Raw genomic sequence first — 19,558 nt, 5'->3', positions numbered from 1 at the left:
AAATGTCTCAGATCGTCCCAGCCCAAGTCGAGTCTTTCCCTACCGCCCCAACAACTCATCCATCGCCCGGGCCACGTTCTCCATGGTGTAGGGCTTCTGGACAACGGTGCGGGTCTGGTGCTGCTCGGGGAGTTGGGCCTGTTCGCCGTAGCCTGAGGCGAAGAGGAAGGGCACGCCCAGTTCGGCCAGCCGGTCGGCGATGGGGAAGCTGGTGCGGTCGCCCAGGTTGATGTCGAGCATGGCGGCGGTGGGCTTGAAGCTCTCGATGGCCTCCAGCCCCGCGGCCAGGGTGGCGGCGGTGACCACCTTGTCGGCGCCCAGGCGCTCGGTGATGTCCTCGGCGTCCAGGGCGATGATCAGGCTGTCCTCGACCAGCAGGACCTGATGGCCCTTCAGGAGCTGCTCCGGCGGCTCGACCGGGTGGCCGAGGGCGGGGCGGGGGTATTTGGACTTGATGGCGGGGGTGTGCTCGCCCGCCACCTCGGTCACATGGCGCGCGGGGATGCAGAACGTGGCCTCGACCCCGGTCTTGGGATAGGTGATGTCGGCGCTGCCGCCCAGGTCGTAGGGGACGGAGCGGTCGATGATGGTGGAGCCGAAGCCCTTGCGGCTGGGCTTGCGCACCGGCGGGCCGCCTTCTTCGCGCCAGGTGATGATCAGGTCGCCGTCGTCGTTGCGCTTCCAGTCCATGGAGACCGTGCCGCTGTCGGACAGGCTGCCGTACTTGGCGGAGTTGGTGACCAGCTCGTGGATCACCAGGGCCATGGTCGAATAGGCCTGGGGGTTCAGCAGGACATAGCCGCCGCTGGTGCGGATGCGGTCGGGGCGGTCGGCCAGGAAGGCGGCGGCCTCGGCGTCGATCAGGGCCTGGATGGGGGCGGGGCCCCAGTGGTCGTCGGTGATCTGGTTGTGGGCGCGGGCCAGGGCGTGGATGCGGCCGTCCACCAGCTTCACGAAGCTTTCGATGTCGTCGTCGTGCGGCTTGGACTGGCGCACCAGGCCGCGGATGACGCCCAGGATGTTGCGCACCCGGTGGTTCAGCTCGGCGATCAGCAGCTCCTGCCGCTCATTGGCCTGCTGGCGCTGGTGCATGGCTTCGTCGGCCATGCGCAGGACCACCTCGGTGAGGGTGGCGCGCAGGGTTTCGGCCACGCGCAACTCCGACGGGCTGAACGGCTTGGCGTGGCCCTCCACCAGCTCCTTCCACTCGGCGAAGCTTTCGCGGGGGGTCAGGCGCGGGCCGTTGGGGCCGTATTCGACCGGCTTGTGCGGATCGCCGCCCCAGCGGACGGAGCGGATGATCTCCTGGCGGAACAGCACCACATAGTCGCGGGCGGCGCGGGAGATGGGGATGGCCAGCAGGCCGGCGGCGCGGTCCTGGAACCGCTCCGCCTCGGGCAGCAGGTCGGCGATGTGGTCGGTGGTGAACACCTTGCCGTCGGCCACCTGGTCGATGGCGGCGACCAGGTGGCGGAAGTCCTCCACCTCCGGCGTGTGGCCGGACAGGGCGCTGGTCCCGTTGACCCAGACGCCCACGCCGTCGGCGTTGATGGCGTCGGTCAGGATCGAGCCCAGCCAGTCCGGATCGTTCAGCAGGGTGTCGTCGCTGGCCACGGCGCCGAGAAGCTGGTCGGAGATGTCGCGGGCCCGGCGCTCGAACTCCATGGTCTCACGGCGTTCGCGGCTTTCCAGGCGCATGGCGAACATCTGGGCGAACAGCTCGCAGACCGAACGCAGCTCGAAGCTCGGCCGCAGGGTTCCGTAGTGGTGGCAGGCGAACAGGCCCCACAGCTCCCCATCGACGATGATCGAGATCGACATGGAGGCGCCGACCCCCATGTTGCGCAGGTACTCGATATGGATCGGCGAGACCGAGCGCATGATCGACAGCGACAAGTCCAGCGGCTTGCCCGCCTCGTCCAGGGCCGGCAGGACCGGGACCGGCGTGGCGTTGATGTCGGTGATCACCCGCAGCAGGTTGCGCTTGTACAGGGCGCGGGCCTGGACCGGGATGTCGTTGGACGGATAGTGCAGGCCCAGGAAGCTGCCGATGCCGGGGCGCACCGCCTCGGCCACGACCTCGCCGGATTTGTCCTGGTCGAACTGATAGACCATGACCCGGTCGAAGCCGGACAGGGCGCGGATCAGGCGCGCGCCTTCGCGATAGAAGCTCGGGAAGTCCGTGGTGCGGTCGATGCGGGCGACCATGGAGCGCACGGTGTTGGTGGCGTCGCCGTGCATGCCCTCGGCGGGCTCGGCCTCGATGACGAACTGCTCGCCCGAGACGTGCAGGCCCACGTCGAAGGGCGGCAGGTCATCGCGCAGGCGGATGTTGAAGATCCGCTCCACCGCGTCCTCGCCGTTCAGCAGGGCGAAGCGGTTCTTGATGGCGTGGGACGCCTCGGTGGAGATCAGGTCGGCCAGACGCTGGCCGATGGCGGCCTCCCAGGTCTCGCCCAGGAAGGTGTCGAGATTGGCCGAGGCGCGCTCCACCACCCAATGCGGCGACAGGGCCAGCAGGAAGCCGATCGGCTGGATCGCGCCCAGCAGATGGATCGGCTCGCGATCGCAGTTGGTCAGATCGACGGGCTCAGACAAGGCCGACATGCCAACGTTCAAGTTCATGTCGTCCCGTGGTCTCGAAGCATTGGAAGACCGCCTTCGCGGCGCTGATGGCGGACGTCAGGGCTGCGTCCTCGGCGAGGTGCAGATCCAGTGAGGTTATAAAGCTTCGCCATGCATTTGGTTCACCGCCGGCCTTCAGGAAGTTCGACGGGGCGCCGGGCGGCAGGCGCTTGGCCAGCACGCCGCCGCCGAAGCGGGAGCCCTCCAGCACATAGACCGCGCCCAGGACGGCGGCGTCGTCGGCGAAGGCCGGAGCGGGGATCGGGGCGGGCGGCGTCAGGCCCAGGGCCGCCAGATCGGCGGCCAGGAGATGGGCGCGGGTGCGGGCGGTCCAGTCGCCGAGCAGGGCCTGGGCCCGGTCGGCAAGAGCGGTCTCCACGGCGGTGAAGCAGGCGGATTGGGCGGTCAGGAAGCGGCCGTAGTCGTCCGCGTCCGACAGGTCGAAGCGGGAGTACACCTCGTCGACCACATCATGTTGCGGCCGTGTGGCGTCGCGCAGTCGGGCGCGCGCGTTCATGAGTCAGCCGCTTGTGTCGACAAGTCTACATTACGCAACAAAGGGTTAGGTCCGAATTCGCTTGGACCTCATCCCGGCGGGTTAAGCAAGCGAAAGCGGGGCGGAGCGAGCCTTTCGTGCGGAATGCACGAACCTTGGGTGGCGCGCCGCGGCGGCCTCGCGGTCAGGCCGCGCTGCGGCCGATGTCCAGGCCTTGCTTCACCGGCAGGACGAAGCTGACCGTGGTGCCTTCGCCCGGCTCGCTGGACAGCTCCAGGGCGCCGTCGTGCATCTCGATCAGCGACTTGGTCAGGGCCAGGCCGAGGCCGGTGCCCTGGGTGCTCTTGGAGTGCTGGTGGCTCTCCACCTGCTCGAAGGGCTTGGCCAGGCGGCTGAGGTCCTCGGGGCTGATGCCGATGCCGGTGTCGCGCACGCTGATCCGCACCCGCTCGCCCAGGACGTCGCGCCAGGACTCGCCGCGGATGGTGATGGTCCCGCCCTTGGGCGTGAACTTGATGGCGTTGGACAGGATGTTGAGCAGGACCTGCTTCAACGCGCGGAAGTCGGCCTCGATGTCGGGCAGGGCGGGCAGCTCCACCAGGATCTTCAGGCCGGCGGTGTCGGCGCGGTTGCGCACCAGGCGCAGGGCGTCGTCGGTGACCTCGGCCATGCGGACGGCCTCGAACTTGAGGTTCATCTTGCCCGCCTCGATCTTGGCCATGTCGAGGATGTCGTTGATCAGGGCCAGCAGGTGCTGGCCGCTGTTGTGGATATCCTGGACGTAGCCCTTGTAGCGGGCGTCGCCGACAGGGCCGAACATCTCGGCCAGCATCATTTCGGAGAAGCCGTTGATGGCGTTGAGCGGCGTGCGCAGCTCGTGGCTCATATTGGCCAGGAACTCGGACTTGGCGCGGTTGGCGCCCTCGGCCTTGACCTTCTCCATCTCGTACTTGCGGGCGAGCTCGGCCAGCATCTCCTGGCTGCGCTCCAGGCTGACCACAGCGCGTTGCAGCTCTTCCTCGTTGCGGCGGCGCTGGGCTTCCTGGTTCTTCACGGCCGTGATGTCGGAGGCGGTCATGACCAGGCCGCCTTCGGCCGTGCGGCGTTCGGAGATGTGCAGCCAGCGGCCGTCGGTCATCTCGGCCTCGCGCACGCCCTTGGTTCCCTCGGGGGCCGGGTGTTCGCGCAGGATGGCGAGCTGGGCGTAGCGCTTGACCTGCTCGCGCGCGGCGCCGGGCTTCAGCAGCTTGGGGTCCAGGTTGAAGACCTGACGGTAGTTCTTGTTGCACATCAGCAGGCGGCCGCCCCGATCCCACAGGACGAAGGCTTCCGATGCGCTTTCGATGGCGTCACGCAGGCGGTTCTCGGCGGCCATGGCGCGGGCCTGGGCCATGCGCTCCTCGGTGACGTCCAGCACCACGCCGATGATGCGGGCGTAGCCATCCTTGCCCGGCTCCCCGGCGCCCTGGCCGCGGGCGTCGATCCAGATGGCGCGGGCGCCGCGAAGGCTGGGCACCTTGAACGAGACGTCGAAGGCCCCGTAGACGGCGGCGTTGGACAGGGCCTGGCGGACCTTGTCGCGATGCTCCGGCGAGACCCGGTCCAGCAGCTCCTGGCCGGAGACCACCCCGGCGCCGCCCCAGCCGAAGATGCCGCCGGTGATGTCGGACAGATAGACCCGGTCCTGGGCCAGGTCCCATTCCCAGATCCCGCAGCGCGCCGCCTCCACCGCCGTGCGGAAGCGGTTTTCGCTCTCGGCGAACTTGCGCTGGTCGGCGTCCATGCGCCGGGCCTGCAGCATCAGCATGCTGATCAGCACCCCGCCCACGCCCAGCGGGGTCAGCAGGGACATGATCCCGCTGATGTCCGCGCCGAAGGCCGGGCGGGCCACGGCGACCACGGCCAGCAGGGCGCCGTCGGCCACGGGGGCGGTGGCGGTTTCATAGCGGCTTTCGCCCTTGCCGCCGGCGGCGATGACCTTGGTGGCGGCGGTGGGGCCCTGGATCACCAAGGGGCGGCCGTCGGGCAGGGCGACGGCGACGCCGGAGCCGTCCTGTTCGCCCAGGCGCAGGCGGCGGGGATCGACGGCGGCGATCAGGCGGACGCGGCGGCCGGCCTCGTCGCGGACCACGGTGGAGGCGAAGATGTGCTCGGTGTCCGGCGGGGCGCCGATCCAGTGCGTCTGGCGCGAGACGTCGGCGGTGACGGCCACCATGCCCCAGTCGACACCCGAGGCGCTGCCGACTTCGCCCACCAGCTCGCCGTTGGACAGAACCGCGATGGCCTGCACCGCGCCGCCGGCGGCGGCCAGGGCCACGTCGGCGGCGTCGTTCGGCGTGGACTGGGTCTGCTGCATCACCGCCGCGCCGGCGGCGAGGGCGGCGCGCCAGGCGGCGGCGTGTCCGTCGATCTCCGCGGCCAGGGCCTTGGCGTGGGCGGAGGCGGCGCGTTGCTGCTCTGAACCCCGGGCGGCGTCCTCGAAGGATTTCAACCCGACCGTCGCGTAGACGGCCAGCAGGACGAGGGCGGCGATGATCGCCAGGCGGACGAAGATCTGGGACGAGCGCTGCTGGGCCGCGGACGCGCTGGCGGACATGGCGTCGGCCGATCCGGCCGTTCCTTCTCCGCTGCGTTTCCAAAGGGCCAAGTCGAGCGCTCCCCTACGACCGACGAATCGCAAATCACCCCGAGGCGGCCAGACTACTTTAGCTGGCGCCGGGGGTCACTCGACTAAGCCTTGCGAAATCTAGGCCAAGGCCTTCGAGGCGAGCTCGTAGACGTTCTTGGACAGGCCTTCATGAGCCACGATGCGCTCCAACTCCTTGCGCATCAGGGCAGCCAGCTCCGGCTTGTAGCGCCGCCAGCCGCCCAGGGGCTCGACCAGGCGGGCCGCCGTCATGGGATTTCCGGCGTCCACCGCCAGGATCTGGTCGGCAAGAAGGCGATACCCGGCGCCGCTTTCATCGTGGAACCGGGCAGGATTGGCCGAGGAGAAGGACTGGATCAGCGCGCGCAGGCGGTTGGGGTTCTTAGGATCGAAGTCCGGGTGGGCGGTCAGGCCCAGGATGCGGCCCACGGCCCCCTCGTGCGGATCGCGGCCCTGTGCGGCGAACCACTTGTCCAGCACCAGGGGCTCGTGGCGCCACTTGGCGTGGAAGTCGGCGATGGCCTTCTCCGCCGGCTCGCCGCCGATGGCGATCAGGGCGTTCAGGCCGCCCATGGCGTCTGTCATGTTGGCGGCGGCCTCGAAGTGGCCGACGGCCAAGGCCACGTTCTCCGCGTGCGGATCGGCGGCCAGCAGGTCGAGCACGGCGTTGCGCAGGGCGCGGCGGCCGGCGGCCTCGGCGGTGGTCGAGAACTCTCCCGCCTCCTGCATGCCGGTGTGCAGGCGGCGCAGGAACTCGCTCAGATGCACGGCGATGCGGGTGCGCAGCATCTCGCGCGCCTCGCGGATGGCGGCGGGATCGGCCGGCTGCATGGCCATGGCCAGGTCGCTCTCGCTGGGCAGGGACAGCAGCAGGGCCTTGAAGGCGGGCTCGGCGGCCTGATCGTCCAGGGCGCGGCCCAGGGCTTCGGCGAAGCGGGTTTCGTTGACCTCGTCCGGGGCGCCGCCGGCGCGGGCCAGGATCAATTGGCGCGCCAGGGCCTGGCCGGCCTCCCAGCGGTTGAACAGGTCGGGGTCGGAGCCCAGCAGGACGTAGCCGTCCTTGGCCGGGGCCGCGACGGTCAGGTTCACCGGGGCGGAGAAGCCGCGCAGGACCGACAGCACCGGACGGCGGGCGACCCCGTCCCAGCGGACGGTCTTCTCGGCGGCGTCGAGGACGATGATCTCCGTCTCGCGCAGAACCTCGCCGCTGTCGTCCAGCAGGCCGATAGCGACGGGCAGGGGCAGAGCCTGTTTGGTCGGCTGGCCCGGAGTGGGGGCGGTGGACTGGGTCAGGGTCAGGGTGACGGCCTTGGCCGCCTCGTCATAGTCCGCGGCGACGGTCACGGACGGCGTGCCGGCCTGTTCGTACCAGGCGAAGAAGTGGTCAAGGTTCTGACCCGACGCCTCGGCGAAGCAGGCGATGAAGGCCTCGACCGTGGTGGCCTCGCCGTCGTGGCGATCGAAGTACAGGTCCATGCCGGCGCGGAACGCCTCGGCCCCGATCAGGGCCTTCAGCATGCGGATGATCTCCGCGCCCTTCTCGTAGATGGTCGCGGTGTAGAAGTTGTCGATTTTCAGATAGCTGGACGGCCGCACGGGGTGGGCCAGGGGGCCGGCGTCTTCCGGAAACTGCCGGGCGCGCAGGGCCTTCACGTCCTTGATCCGCTGCATGGCATGGCCGCGCATGTCGGCGCTGAACTCCTGGTCGCGGAAGACCGTCAGGCCCTCCTTCAGGCAGAGCTGGAACCAGTCGCGGCAGGTGATGCGGTCGCCGGTCCAGTTGTGGAAGTACTCGTGGGCGACGACGCTCTCGATCCGCTCGTAATCGAGGTCGGTGGCCGTCTGCGGATCGGCCAGCAGCAGGGAGCTGTTGAAGATGTTCAGCCCCTTGTTCTCCATGGCCCCGAAGTTGAAGTCGCGCACGGCGACGATCATGAACAGGTCCAGATCGTACTCGCGGCCGAAGGCTTCCTCGTCCCACTTCATGGAGCGCTTCAGGGCATCCAGGGCGTAGGCTGCGCGGGCCGACATGCCGGTGTCAACGAACACCTTAAGGGCGACCTGGCGGCCGCTCATGGTGGTGAAGCTGTCCTCCAGCACGTCCAGCTCGCCCGCCACCAGGGCGAACAGATAGGCGGGCTTCGGGAACGGGTCCTCCCACTCGGCGAAATGGCGGTTTCCGGGCAGGGCGCCGCTGTCGGTCAGGTTGCCGTTGGACAGCAGGTGGGCGAACTGGCGGTCCGCCTCGATCCGCACGGTGAAGCGGCTCAGCACATCCGGCCGGTCGGGGAACCAGGTGATGCGGCGGAAACCCTCGGCCTCGCACTGGGTGCAGAACCGGCCGCCGGACATGTAGAGGCCCATCAGGGCGGTGTTGTCGGCGGGGTCGATCTCGACCTCCGTCTCCAGCACGAAGGCGTCGGGCAGGTTGGAGACCGTCAGCAGGTCGTCGGCGACGACGCGGTCTTTCGCCGGCTCGCCATCGACCAGCACGCTGACCGTGCGCAGCTTCTCGCCGTTCAGGACCAGCGGCTCTGCGTGCTCGCCGTTGCGCCGGACCGTCAGCCGCGCCTTCACCCGCGTTCCGTGCGGCTGCAGATCGAAGACCAGGTGCGTCTGGTCGATCAGGAAGGCGGGCGGCCGGTAGTCGGCCAGGCGGATCGGCTGGGGCGTTTCGGTGCGCATGGGTTCCGATTTAAGGGATGGATGAGGCAAGCGCGAGGCTTGACGGGGTAAGGAAGTTGTCTGCCCATCGTTCCATGATCACGAGCCGCATCGATAAGCGAGGTAGGACGACTGTTCCAAAGGCGGTTAGGGCGGCGCTCTGCCTGACGTCGGACGCGGCGTTGATCTACGAAATCAAGGAAGGCGGGTGGAGTTGCGGGCGATCCCCGCCGATTTTTCGGTCTTCAATGAGTGGGCTGGAATGGCCGATCTGAAGGCTTACGAAGAACTTTGAACTCCGCTCACCCCGGCGAAGGCCGGGGTCCAGATCACAAGCGCCGAGCTCTACGAACTGGATCCCGGCCTTCGCCGGGATGAGCGGGTTCTTTGCATCCTTCGACTCGTCCGCTGTCGCGGACGGCTAAGGATGACGAGCTCAGAGTCCGTCATGCTGAGCGTGAGCGGCAGCGAGCAGTCGAAGCCCGCAGGGCTTACTCCGTCGCGCTCGGCGCCGACTTTCCTTTCGCCACCATCACCGTCTTGGTGTTCGTGAACTCGCGGATGCCCAGGTGCGAGCATTCGCGGCCGTGGCCGGCGTGCTTGATGCCGCCGAAGGGCAGTGCGGGATCGGAGCGGACGTTCTGGTTCACGAAGCTCATGCCGGCGGCGATGCGGCGGGCGGCGATCTCGCGGCCGCGCTCCAGGTTCCGGGTGAGGACGCCGGAGCCGAGGCCGAACTCGGTGTCGTTGGCGATGCGGATGGCGTCCTCCTCATCCTGCGCCACGATAATCGCGGCGACGGGGCCGAAGACCTCCTCATCATAGGCGGCGTGGCCGGGCTTCACGTCGGCCAGGATCGTGGCCGGGTACCAGGCGCCGGGGCGGTCGGGGATTTCGCCGCCCAGGACCAGGCGGGCGCCGGACTGGATGCTGCGGACCACCTGATCGTGGATGTCGTCGCGGGCCTTGATGCTCTGCATCGGGCCGAACTTCGCCGCCTCGGTGGTCGGGTCGGCGGGGAGGTAGGCGGACATCTTCTCGACCAGGGCCGCCTCGAAGGCCTGGGCCACGTCCTTCAGCACCACGAAGCGCTTGCCGGCGATGCAGCTCTGGCCGCCGTTGACCATGCGGGCGGCGGCGGCGATGCCCGCCGCCTCGTCGACGTCGGCGTCGGACAGGACGATGTACGGGTCCGACCCGCCCAGTTCGAGCACGACCTTCTTCAACGCTCCGCCCGCGGCGGCGGCCACGGAGCGGCCGGCGGGCACGGAGCCGGTCAGGGTGACGGCGGCGACACGGTCATCCTCGATCAGGGGCTTCACCTCGCCAGAGCCGATCAGCAGGGTGCGGAAGACGTTTTCCGGAAAGCCCGCTTCCCGGAACACCTCTTCAATCGCTAGCGCGCTGCCCGGGACGTTGCTGGCATGCTTGAGGATCGCGGTGTTGCCCGCCATCAGGGTCGGGGCGGCGAAGCGGAAGACCTGCCAGAACGGGAAATTCCACGGCATCACCGCCAGGATCACGCCGAGCGGATTATAGGCGATGAAGGCCTCGCCGCCGTTGAAGGGCAGGGGTTCGTCCGCCAGGAAACGCTCGGCGTTGTCCGCGAAGAAATCGCAGTTGGCGGCGCACTTCTCGATCTCGGCCCGGCCGTCGCTCAGGGTCTTGCCCATCTCGGCGGTCATCAAGGCGGCGAACTCGTCCTTGCGGCGGCGCAGGACGGCGGCGGCGGCCTTCATCAGCCGCGCCCGCTCGGCGAAGGGCGTTTCGCGCCAGGCGGGGAAGGCGGCGTGGACCTGTCCCAGGATCGCCCCGGCCTCATCCGACGTATGCCCGTCATAGACGCGGCCCTTTTGACCGGTGGCGGGATCGACGGTCTGAAAGACGGGCTTGGCGGCCATGGGGGAGGCTCCTTGGGAAGGTGATGAGCACCTAACGAGATAGGCAGCCGCCTGGTCTTTTACGACCACGACCAAGCTTGAAAACTATCGTCATCCTGATGAGGCGACGGGACGAAGCACGCGAAAATCCCTTCCCCGCTTGACGCGAGGTCAGGCTTTCCCCTCGCGTAAACGTCGATAAGCTGACCGGGTCAGACGGGCGAAAACAGTCCGCGACGGGAGGACCAGCCGTGGATTTTGACTTTTCCGACGACCAGAAATTCCTGAAGGGCGAGGCGCGTAAGTTCCTTGAGGCTCGGTGCGCCATCCCCGCCGTGCGCGCGGTGCTGGACGATCCTGACAAGGCGTTCGACGCCGGTCTGTGGCGCGGCGTGGCCGAGCAGGGCTGGCTGGGCGCGGCGATTCCGGAGGAATTCGGCGGGCTGGGCCTGGGTCATGTGGAGCTGTGCGCCATCGCCGAGGAGCTGGGCCGTGCGGTGGCCCCGATCCCCTTCGCCTCGACCGTCTACATCCTGGCCGAAGCGGTGATGCTGGCCGGCACGGACGCGCAGAAGCAGCGCATCCTGCCGAAGATCGCGGCGGGAGAGCTGATCGGCTGTCTGGCGACCTCTGAAGGGCCGGGCGCGATCACCGCCGCCTCGATCCAGGCGACGGTGAGCGGCGCCAAGCTGTCGGGCGTGAAGATCCCCGTGACCGACGGCGACGTGGCCGACGTGGCGCTGGTGCTGGCGAAGGAGGGCGGCAAGCCTGGGCTCTATCTGGTGGAGCTGAGCGGCGACGTCGGGCGGGTGAGCCTGAAGTCGCTCGATCCGACGCGCAGCATCGCCAAGCTGACCTTCAAGGACGCTCCGGCCGAACGGTTGGGCGGCGCGGGCGAGGGGATGGAGCTGCTGCAGGCGGTGCTTGACCGCGCGGCGGCCCTGCTGGCCTTCGAGCAGCTGGGCGGCGCCGACCGCTGCCTGGAGATGGCCAAGGCCTACGCCATGGAGCGCTACGCCTTCGGGCGGGTGATCGGCGGCTATCAGGCGATCAAGCACAAGCTGGCCGACATGTACGTGAAGAACGAGGTGGCCCGGTCCAACGCCTATTATGCGGCCTGGGCCCTGAACACCTCCGCGCCCGAGCTGCCCATCGCGGCCTCGGCGGCGCGGATCGCGGCGTCGGACGCCTACTGGTTCGCCTCGAAGGAGAACATCCAGACCCACGGCGGCATGGGCTTCACCTGGGAGGTGGACTGCCACCTCTACTACCGCCGGTCCAAGCAGCTGGCCCTGGTGGCCGGCGCGCCCAAGGCCTGGAAAGAGCGGCTGGTCAGCCAGCTCGAACGCAAGAACGCGGCGTAGGAGACGGTCATGGATTTCAACGACAACGCCGAAGAAGCCGCCTATCGCGAAACCGCCCGCAGCTGGCTCGCCAAGGCCGGCGCGGAGCACCGCAAGACGTTCGGCGAACCCAAGCCCAACACGCCGGAGCACAAGGCCGCGGCCAAGGCCTGGCAGGCTGAGAAGGCCAAGGCCGGCTACGCCTGCATCACCTGGCCCAAGGTCATAGGCGGAGGCGGCGGCACGCCGATCCAGCAGGTGATCTTCAACCAGGAAGAGACCAAGGCGGGCATCGCCTACGGCTACTTCACCATCGGCCTGGGCATGTGTGTGCCGACCGTCATGGCCTTCGCCGACGACGCGACCAAGGGCCGGTTCGTGGGGCCGGCGGTGAAGGGCGAGGAGATCTGGTGCCAGCTGTTCTCCGAACCGGCCGGGGGCTCCGACGTGGCGGCCACGCGGACCCGGGCCGTTCAGGATGGTGACGACTGGGTGATCAACGGCCAGAAGGTCTGGACCACGGGCGCGCAGCACAGCGACTACGGCATCCTGCTGGTCCGCACCGACGTGGACGCGCCCAAGCACAAGGGCATGACCATGTTCTGGATCGACATGCGCGATCCGGCCGTGGAGGTCCGCCCCATCCACCAGGCCAGCGGCGGCAGCGAGTTCAACGAGGTCTACTTCACCGACCTGCGGGTCAAGGACAGCCAGCGCCTTGGAGCGCCGGGCGATGGCTGGAAGGTGGCCCTGGTCACCCTGATGAACGAGCGCCTGGCGGTGGGCGGCTCGGCCGGCCCGAACTACGGCGAGATCCTGGAGCTGGCGCGCGAGACGCCGGGCACGCTGGCCGACAGCGCTTTTCGCGAGCGGCTGGCCGACTGGTACGTGGCGGCGGAGGGGCTGAAGCTGACCCGCTTCCGCACCATGACCGCCCTGTCCAAGGGGCAGACGCCGGGGCCGGAGAGCTCAATCGGCAAGATCATCTCCGCCAACCAGCTTCAGGAGCTGAGCAACGCGGCGGTGGAGATGGAGGATCAGTTCGGCATCATCGCCGATCCCGACGTGGCGCCCATGCGCGCGGCCTTCCAGCAAAGCCTGCTGTGGGCCCCGGGCCTGCGCATCGCCGGCGGCACGGACGAGATCCTCAAGAACATCATCGCCGAACGCGTCCTGGGCCTGCCGGGCGACGTGCGCGTCGACAAGGACGTGGCGTTCAAGGACATGCCGACGGGGCGGTGATTATTCGGGTGAACCCTCTCCCTTGATGGGAGAGGGCAGGGTGAGGGTGACTGCTGAGGGTCAGCTGGTTGTGGCCCACGCAGCATCACCCTCATCCCCGACCCTTCTCCCATCGAGGGAGAAGGGGGCTACTTGTTCGCCTCAAACGCGTACCCCAAGCTCAGCACCCGGGCGTCGTCCCAGGCCGTGCCGACAATGGACAGACCGACGGGCAGGCCCTGCACCTCGCCCATGGGCACGGTCAGATGCGGATAGCCGGCCACGGCGGGCGGGCCGCCGATGCCGCCGCCCACATAGCCGCCGCGCAGGACCGGATCGATCAGATAGGCCGGCGCCATGGTCGGGGCGACCAGGGCGACCACGTCGTTCTGTTTCAGCAGGGCGTCGATCCCCTCCGGCCCGGCGATGCGGTGGGCGTCGGCCTTGGCCTTCAGGTAGTCGGCGTCGTCCAAGCCCTTGGCCCGGTCACAGATCTCGAACAGCTCCTGGGCGAAGAGGGGCATCTCCTGCGCCGCGTGGGCCTTGTTGAAGGCGATCAGGTCGGTGAGGTTGCGCACCTTCACCTTGGCAGGGTCGGTGGAGGCGAGATAGGCGGCGAGGCCGGCTTTGAACTCCACGCACAGGACCCTGTTCTCCAGCGGGCTGATCTCGCGCCGGCGGGGGAAGTCCTTCACGTCGACCAGCACCGCGCCCTGGGCCTTCAGGGTCGCCAACGCCTTTTCGAACACCGCGTCGGTCTCCGGATGGAAGCCGGCGGCGTAGCGGGCGACGCCGATGCGGGTCCGCTTCAGGGCGTCCTTGCTCAGGGCGGCGAGGAAGTCGGTCTTCCTGGCGTCCGCCTGCGCGGTGGCCGGATCAGCGGGATCGGAGCCGGCCATGGCGGTGAGCAGGGCGGCGGCGTCGGACACGGTGCGGGTCATGGGCCCGGCGGTGTCCTGGCTGACGCTGATCGGCACCACATGCGTGCGGCTGACCAGCCCGACCGTGGGCTTGAAGCCGACGATGCCCTCCACCGCCGCCGGGCAGATGACCGAGCCGTTGGTCTCCGTCCCCACGGCGGCGTCGGCGAAGCCGGCGGCCACGGCCGCGCCGCTGCCCGAGCTGGAGCCGCAGGCGTTGCGCAGCCGGTCGCGGGCGTTTCGGCTCAGGCCGCCCACGGCGCTCCATCCGCTGAGGGAGGAGGTGGAGCGGAAATTGGCCCATTCCGACAGGTTGGTCTTGCCCAGTATGACCACCCCGGCCTTGCGCAGGTTGGCGACCAGCGGCGCGTCGCGGCCGGTCATGTTGTCCTTCAGGGCCAATGACCCGGCGGTGGTCGGCAGCTCGGTGCTGTCGATGTTGTCCTTCAGCAGCACGGCCCAGCCGTGGACGGGGCCGCGCGCCTTGCCCGCCTTGCGCTCGGCGTCCCGCGCGCGGGCCTGGTCCAGGGCGACGGGGCTGACGGCGATGACGCTGTTGAGCGGCGGCTTGCTAGGGGCTTCGACGCGGTCCTCGGCGGCGATCTTTTTGAGGTAGGCCGCCGTCCGCTCGGCGGAGGTCTCGGCGTGAGCGGCTGTGCCCGCCATGGCCAGCGCGGCGATGTAGATCAGTTTCATAGGGCCCCTCCCGACGCCGGCATGAGAGGGGAAAGCGCGAGTTGGGGCAACTGCTTCTCCTCCCCCTGCGAAGCGGGGGAGGAGATCTCCTAGGCGAACCGCGCCCGCAGCCAGTCCATCAGGCCGAACCCGCCGTCCTCCTTGCCGCGCTCCAGCAGCCAGTACGTGACCGGGGTGGCCACCCGCGACAGCAGGGTCGAGGTGATCAGGCCGCCGATGATGCCGATGGCCAGGGGCGAATAGAGGCCGGACCCTTCCAGAGCCAGGGGCAGCAGGCCGCCGATGGCGGTGACCGAGGTCAGCAGCACCGGCAGGAAGCGCACCTCGCCCGCCTTCTCGATCGCCTCGCGCAGGGGCATCCCCTCCTTGCGGAGCTGTTCGGTGAAGTCGACCAGCAGGATCGAGTTCTTGATCTCGATGCCGATGAGGGCGATCAGGCCGATGGTGGCGGTGAAGGACAGGCTGTGGCCGGTGACCATCAGGGCCGCCACCGCGCCGAAGATGCCCAGGGGGATGACCCCGGCCACCACCAGGGCGGTGCGGAACTTGCCGAACTCCAGCACCAGCACGGCCAGGATGCCGCCGATGGCGACCATGATCGCCGCGCCCATGCCGCCGAAGCTTTCCTCCTGCGCCTCGGCCTCGCCGCCCAGGGCGATGCGGTAGCCGGGGGGCAGGGACAGTTCCGCCTCCAGCCGCTTGACCACATCGGCCGTGACAGCGGAGGTCAGGTAGCCGGTCTTCACATGGGCGCTGACGCTGACCGTCCGCTCGCGCTCATAACGGCTGATGTTGGCCGGGCTGGAGCGGAAGGTCGGCTGCGCCACGGCGCCCAGAGGCGCGGACCGGCCATCGACGGTAGGGACGTAGATCCCCTGCAGGGCGTTCAGGTCGTTGCGCTCATCCATGGGCAGGCGAACCCGCACGGCGTAGTCGTCGCCGTCGATGTCGCGGAAGCGGCCGGTCTCCTCGCCCGACAGAGCCAGACGGGCCACGCGGCGGGCGGCGCCGGCCGGCACGCCGAGGGCGGCGGCCTTGGCCTCGTCCACCCCGAGGTCCAGGTCGGTGCGCGCCAGGCGCAGGGGGTTGTTCACGTCGCGCGCGCCGGGTGTGGCCTTGATGATGCGCTCGGCTCGGTCGGCCAGGGCCTTCAGCACATCCAGGTTCTGGCCGCGGATGCGGACCTGGACCGGGGCGTCCACGGGCGGGCCGTTCTCGAAGGTGATCAGGCTGATCTTGGCGCCGGGATACTTGGCGAAGTCGGCGCGGATGGAGTCGAGCAGCTTCTCGCTCTCGCCCGGCTCCCACTTCTTCAGGGCGGTGAAGACCTCGGCATAGTTGGCCTGGGCGTTGCCCTGGCCCTGGTTGTAGTAGATGCGCGGGTTTCCGCGGCCCAGATTGGCGGCGACGAAGCGGATCTCCGGCTCGCGCGACAGGCGCTGCTCCACATAGCGCAAGGCCTTGTCGGTGCGCTCAAGGGCCGTGCCCTCCGGCGTCTCGACGCGCACCAGGAACTGCGGCGTCTCCGCCGCCGGGAACAGGCTGGAGCCGATGATCCCCATGATCGGCACGGCGCTGAGGCAGATGAGCCCCAGGATCGCCGAGGCCAGCCACGGACGGCCCAGCGCGCGATGCAGGATGGGCGTGTAGAAGCGATGGATGCCGCCGTTCACCGCGCGGAGGATGCGGTTGCCCTCCGGGTCCTCGTGCCGCGACAGCATCCGGCTGGCCAGGAACGGGATGATGGTCAGGGACACGATCAGCGACGCGCCGACCGTGCAGAGCACCGTCACCGGCAGCGACTTGATGAACTGGCCCGCGCCGCCGGGCAGGGCCAGCAGGGGCAGGAAGGCCAGCATCAGGGTGGCCGTGCAGCCGATCACCGCCAGGGAGATCTGGCCCGTGGCCTTGATGGCGGCGGTGGTGCGGTCCTCGCCCTCGCGCAGGTGGCGGGCGATGTTCTCGGTGACGACGATGGAGTCGTCCACCAGCAGGCCCAGCGACAGGACGAAGCCGGCGATGGAGAGCTGGTTGATGGTGAAGCCGAAGGCCTGAAGCAGGGCCAAGCCGATCAGCAGCGACAGCGGGATCGACAGCATCACCACGCCGCTGGCGCGGATGCCCAGCGGGAGCAGGGTGACCAGCACCAGGGCCAAGGCCAGGCCGAAGTCGCGGAACAGCGAGCCCAGGCGGTGCTTGATGTTGTCCGACTGCTGGAAGGCGCGCTCCAGCTTCACCCCGGCGGGCAGGGTCTGCTCGAACTCATCGAGGGCGGCGTTGACGTTGTCGGTGACCTTGGTCACGTCCACCCCGTCCTTGGGCATGACGGTGACGAACACCGCGCGCTTGCCGTCGAAGCGGGCGAGGTGGTTGGCCTCTTCCTGCGCCCAGCTCACATTGGCTACGTCCTGAACCCGGACGACCTGACCATTCACCTCGCGGACCGGGGTGTTCTTCACCGTCTCCAGCGAGCGGAAGGCCCCGCCCGATTTCACGTTGAAGCGCCGGTCTCCGGCATGCACCGAGCCGATGGGCGCGTCGGAGCCGGCGGCTCGCAGGGCGTCGGCTACGGCGCTGGCCGGTAGGCGCAGCTCGGCCAGGCGGCCGGCGTTCAGACTGACGCGCACCTCAGAGGGCGGGGCGCCGTAGTATTCGCCCTTGCGGACGCCAGGCACACGCTCCAGCCGTTCGCGCAGGCGGTCGGCCAGTTTCTCCAGCCGGCGCATGGGCAGGGTTTCAGAGACCAGGGCGGTCTGCACGAACGCCACCTCGATGGTCCGAATGCGGCGCACCTCCAGCCGGACGATGCCCTGGGGCAGGGTGGCGCGGATGGCGTTCAGCTCGCGCGTGACCTCGTCGTACTTGCGCTCGGGATCGACGCCCCAATCGAACTGGACCTGAACCGTGGCGGCGCCGTCGACGCTGCTGGAGGCGACGTCGTCGATATTGTCGAGGCCCGCCATGACGTCCTCGATCGGCTTGGCGACCAGCTGCTCCATCTCCGCTGGCTCGGCACCCGGAAGGACCGCCTGGATGATGTAGATCGGCGTCGGGAACTGCGGGTCCTCCGAACGCGGGGTGGTCATGAGCGCGTTGAGGCCAAGCGCGATCAGCAGGCCAAAGGCGACGAGCGTGAACTGCCAGCGCCGGACGGCGAAGGCCGCGGGGTTGAGGTTCATCAGCGCGCCGCCTTGTCGGCGGCGGCGTTCAGGGCGGCGGGATCGATCACCCGCACCTTGTCGCCGTCGCCGATGAAGCCGGCGCCGGCCGTGGCGATGCGCGCGCCGGCGGGCAGGCCGGCCACCAGGGCGTCGTCGCCGTCAAAGCCGCCGAAGCGGACCGGGCGGCGGCGGGCCGTGTCGCCCTCGATCAGGAACACATGGGCGCTGGCTCCCTGGGCTTCGAGGATGGCTTCGGCCGGAATGCGGACCATCTGCTCGGCGGCGCCGATGGCAGGCGCGGCGGCGGCGATCTCGGCGGTGGCGATCTGGCCGCTGCGGACGCCAGGGGCGGCGGCGAGCTCGATCTCGACGTCCACGGCGCCGGTGCGGGCGCCCGCCTGCTGGCCGATCCGGGTGACGCGGCCGGTCAGGACGGCGCCGCCCTCGGCCAGCTTCACCTGGGCGGGGGCGCCGACGCGCAGGCGGGCGACCTCGCGGTCCGGCACCGGCAGGCGAAGGACCAGCGGACTGTTCAGATCGGCCACACGCAGGACGGCCTGGCCGGGCTGCACCACCTCGCCGGCCTGGGCCAGGCGCTCCAGCACCACGCCGTCGGCGGGAGAGGACAGGCGGGCCCAGCGGCGGTCGAAGGCGGCGGCGTCCAGGCCGGCCTGAGCGACCTTCAGGGCGCTGGCGCGGTCGTCGACCCGCTGCTTGGAGACGAAGCCCTTGTCGTACAGCGTGCGGTCGCGCTCCAGATCACGGCGGGCCCGCTCCACATCGGCGGAGGCGCGGGCCTGGCCGGCGTTGACGCCCGCGGGGTCGAGACTGGCCAGGGCCTGGCCGGCGCGGACGGGATCGCCCGCCTCGACGTTCATGGCGGTCATCACCCCGCCGATGCGGAAGGACAGGGCCATCTCCCGTCGGCGCTCGATACGCCCGGTGGCGACCACGGCGGCCTGATGCGAACCGGCGGGGGCGGTCACGGCCTGAACCGCGGGGGGCGCGGTGTTCTCCTCGGGCGTCTTCTTGCCACATGCGGCCAGGCCGAGCACGAGCGAGGCCGCAAGGAGCCCTTGGAGCGGAACGATCCGCATGATCTGTCTTCCCCGATAGCCGATCAGTGATAGGTTATCTGTGAGCGATCCAACCTAACACTGTCAAGATGCTTTGCCGCTGATGGCCCGTCAACCAACGAGAACATCGGTATCCCGGTCGCCGCGCAAGCGGAAAGGACAGGGAGGAGAGCGTCGTGAGGAAATACTGGGCGCCGCCCTGCGCCTGATCGGCGAGCGGGGCGTGCATGGCGTCTCCACCCGACAGATCGCCGAGGCGGTGGGCATCTCCCAGCCCAGCCTTTACGCCTATTTCCCCAGCCGCGACGCCATCGTGGAGGAGCTGCACGACCGGGCCTTCGTGCTGCTGGTGCAGGCGCTGGATCGGTTCGTTCCGACGCCGGGCACGCCGTTGGAGCAGGCGGTGGAGTACCTGCGAGTCTATGTTGATTTCGGCCTGAACAACCCCGACGCCTATCGCGTGGCCTTCATGATCGAGGGGGCGGGCAAGCCGAAGCCGCCCACGGACGAGTCGCCCCCGAAGCCGGCGCTGCAGGCGTTCAACAGCCTGCGGGCGGCGATCTGGGCGCTGCACGAAAGCGGCCGCGTGCGGGATCAGGACCCGGAGGTGATCTCACAGTCCCTGTGGGCCGGCGTGCATGGACTGGTGTCCCTGCTGATCGCCCGGCCGCAGTTCCCCTGGGCGGAGCGCGAAGCGCTGATCCGCACGCACCTGACCATGCTGGCGCATGGGGTCCTGAAGGACGCCTAGGTGTCGAAGCTATGAAGGTTGTTCACCCGGGGTTGGGCTGAGAAGCTGGGGTTGCGACGCTCCAACCTCCAAGCCGGG

At 69.2% G+C, this 19,558-nt stretch carries 10 protein-coding genes and 3 pseudogenes; 3 read left to right on the top strand and 10 right to left on the bottom strand.

Going from position 1 to position 19,558, the window contains the following annotated elements:
* Positions 1-39: 39 nt before the first annotated feature.
* The 7 genes and pseudogenes from P7B02_RS17175 to P7B02_RS17155 all read right to left on the bottom strand — a co-directional run bounded on the left by P7B02_RS17175 (position 40) and on the right by P7B02_RS17155 (position 10,333).
* Positions 40-2,625 carry an HWE histidine kinase domain-containing protein gene (locus P7B02_RS17175; RefSeq protein WP_277787581.1) on the bottom strand — a complete coding sequence of 862 codons (2,586 nt, stop codon included), beginning with the start codon at positions 2,623-2,625 and terminating at the stop codon, positions 40-42.
* Positions 2,591-3,142 carry a biliverdin-producing heme oxygenase gene (locus tag P7B02_RS17170; RefSeq protein WP_277787580.1) on the bottom strand — a complete coding sequence of 184 codons (552 nt, stop codon included), beginning with the start codon at positions 3,140-3,142 and terminating at the stop codon, positions 2,591-2,593. The genes P7B02_RS17175 and P7B02_RS17170 overlap by 35 nt, the downstream gene beginning before the upstream one ends.
* A gap of 163 nt (positions 3,143-3,305) precedes the next feature.
* Positions 3,306-3,971: pseudogene (locus P7B02_RS19725) on the bottom strand (sensor histidine kinase); the annotation flags it as partial.
* Positions 3,971-4,049 (bottom strand): annotated as a pseudogene (locus tag P7B02_RS19720) (histidine kinase dimerization/phospho-acceptor domain-containing protein); the annotation flags it as partial. The pseudogenes P7B02_RS19720 and P7B02_RS19725, both read right to left, overlap by 1 nt.
* A 123-nt stretch (positions 4,050-4,172) precedes the next feature.
* Positions 4,173-4,904, bottom strand: a pseudogene (locus P7B02_RS19715) (PAS domain-containing protein); the annotation flags it as partial.
* 963 nt (positions 4,905-5,867) lie between these two features.
* Positions 5,868-8,453 carry an aminopeptidase N gene (gene pepN / locus P7B02_RS17160; protein ID WP_277787578.1) on the bottom strand — a complete coding sequence of 862 codons (2,586 nt, stop codon included), beginning with the start codon at positions 8,451-8,453 and terminating at the stop codon, positions 5,868-5,870.
* A gap of 470 nt (positions 8,454-8,923) precedes the next feature.
* Positions 8,924-10,333 carry an NAD-dependent succinate-semialdehyde dehydrogenase gene (locus tag P7B02_RS17155; RefSeq protein ID WP_277787577.1) on the bottom strand — a complete coding sequence of 470 codons (1,410 nt, stop codon included), beginning with the start codon at positions 10,331-10,333 and terminating at the stop codon, positions 8,924-8,926.
* A 230-nt stretch (positions 10,334-10,563) separates the two neighbouring features.
* Here P7B02_RS17155 and P7B02_RS17150 point away from each other — a divergent pair, with 230 nt between their 5' ends.
* Both P7B02_RS17150 and P7B02_RS17145 read left to right on the top strand, forming a co-directional pair.
* On the top strand, positions 10,564-11,676 hold the full coding sequence (locus P7B02_RS17150) for an acyl-CoA dehydrogenase family protein (RefSeq protein ID WP_277787576.1): 1,113 nt from the start codon (positions 10,564-10,566) through the stop codon (positions 11,674-11,676).
* 9 nt (positions 11,677-11,685) lie between these two features.
* The gene (locus tag P7B02_RS17145) at positions 11,686-12,897 is read left to right on the top strand and encodes an acyl-CoA dehydrogenase family protein (protein WP_277787575.1); all 1,212 of its coding nucleotides are present in this window, start codon (positions 11,686-11,688) and stop codon (positions 12,895-12,897) included.
* A gap of 128 nt (positions 12,898-13,025) precedes the next feature.
* Here the strand turns inward: P7B02_RS17145 and P7B02_RS17140 are convergent, their stop codons facing one another.
* The 3 genes from P7B02_RS17140 to P7B02_RS17130 all read right to left on the bottom strand — a co-directional run bounded on the left by P7B02_RS17140 (position 13,026) and on the right by P7B02_RS17130 (position 18,750).
* On the bottom strand, positions 13,026-14,492 hold the full coding sequence (locus tag P7B02_RS17140) for an amidase (RefSeq protein WP_277787574.1): 1,467 nt from the start codon (positions 14,490-14,492) through the stop codon (positions 13,026-13,028).
* A gap of 89 nt (positions 14,493-14,581) precedes the next feature.
* Entirely contained in the window at positions 14,582-17,671 is a 3,090-nt protein-coding gene (locus P7B02_RS17135) for an efflux RND transporter permease subunit (RefSeq protein ID WP_277787573.1), read from the bottom strand.
* Complete coding sequence (locus P7B02_RS17130; RefSeq protein WP_277787572.1) at positions 17,671-18,750, bottom strand: efflux RND transporter periplasmic adaptor subunit; 1,080 nt, start codon at positions 18,748-18,750, stop codon at positions 17,671-17,673. The genes P7B02_RS17135 and P7B02_RS17130 overlap by 1 nt, the downstream gene beginning before the upstream one ends.
* Positions 18,751-18,832: 82 nt before the next feature.
* Here P7B02_RS17130 and P7B02_RS17125 point away from each other — a divergent pair, with 82 nt between their 5' ends.
* A complete protein-coding gene (locus tag P7B02_RS17125; RefSeq protein ID WP_277787571.1) occupies positions 18,833-19,480 on the top strand; it encodes a TetR/AcrR family transcriptional regulator in 648 nt (215 codons plus the stop codon).
* Positions 19,481-19,558: the final 78 nt, after the last annotated feature.

It is taken from the genome of Caulobacter segnis, assembly GCF_029543125.1.
Taxonomy (GTDB): Bacteria; Pseudomonadota; Alphaproteobacteria; order Caulobacterales; family Caulobacteraceae; genus Caulobacter; species Caulobacter segnis_D.
This window is presented reverse-complemented; position numbering and strand designations above follow the sequence as displayed.

Excerpts from the sequence above, each read along its gene's own strand:
- P7B02_RS17175 (WP_277787581.1), bottom strand. The coding sequence starts at position 2,625 with ATGAACTTGAACGTTGGCATGTCGGCCTTGTCTGAGCCCGTCGATCTG.
- P7B02_RS17170 (WP_277787580.1), bottom strand. The coding sequence starts at position 3,142 with ATGAACGCGCGCGCCCGACTGCGCGACGCCACACGGCCGCAACATGAT.
- pepN (WP_277787578.1), bottom strand. The coding sequence starts at position 8,453 with ATGCGCACCGAAACGCCCCAGCCGATCCGCCTGGCCGACTACCGGCCG.
- P7B02_RS17155 (WP_277787577.1), bottom strand. The coding sequence starts at position 10,333 with ATGGCCGCCAAGCCCGTCTTTCAGACCGTCGATCCCGCCACCGGTCAA.
- P7B02_RS17145 (WP_277787575.1), top strand. The coding sequence starts at position 11,686 with ATGGATTTCAACGACAACGCCGAAGAAGCCGCCTATCGCGAAACCGCC.
- P7B02_RS17140 (WP_277787574.1), bottom strand. The coding sequence starts at position 14,492 with ATGAAACTGATCTACATCGCCGCGCTGGCCATGGCGGGCACAGCCGCT.
- P7B02_RS17135 (WP_277787573.1), bottom strand. The coding sequence starts at position 17,671 with ATGAACCTCAACCCCGCGGCCTTCGCCGTCCGGCGCTGGCAGTTCACG.
- P7B02_RS17130 (WP_277787572.1), bottom strand. The coding sequence starts at position 18,750 with ATGCGGATCGTTCCGCTCCAAGGGCTCCTTGCGGCCTCGCTCGTGCTC.
- P7B02_RS17125 (WP_277787571.1), top strand. The coding sequence starts at position 18,833 with ATGGCCCGTCAACCAACGAGAACATCGGTATCCCGGTCGCCGCGCAAG.